This is a genomic window from Leifsonia sp. SIMBA_070 (assembly GCF_046534635.1).
Lineage (GTDB): Bacteria > Actinomycetota > Actinomycetes > Actinomycetales > Microbacteriaceae > Leifsonia.
The window spans coordinates 1-255 of sequence record NZ_JAWRYK010000572.1; the positions used below are offsets into that span (position 1 = coordinate 1).

The window sequence follows — 255 nt, forward strand, 5'->3', positions numbered from 1 at the left end:
CACGTAGTCCAGGCCCATGCGCTCCAGGGACTGGTCCAGGCTGGCGAGGAGGTACTTGCGGGATCCCCAGTTTCCGTACGGGCCGGGCCACATGTCATAACCGGCCTTGGAGGAAATGACGAGTTCGTCGCGGTAGGGCCGGAAATCATCCTTGAAGTGGCGGCCAAAGTTGGTTTCCGCTGAACCGTACGGCGGACCGTAGTTGTTGGCGAGCTCGAAGTGGGTGACGCCCAAGTCGAAGGCCCGGCGCAGGAT

1 protein-coding gene is annotated in these 255 nt (G+C 62.4%); it reads right to left on the minus strand.

Annotation, left to right across the window (positions count from 1 at the left end; translation table 11 throughout):
• A partial coding sequence (locus SB754_RS21510) for an aldo/keto reductase (protein ID WP_410784356.1) occupies positions 1–255 on the minus strand: 255 nt, incomplete at both ends.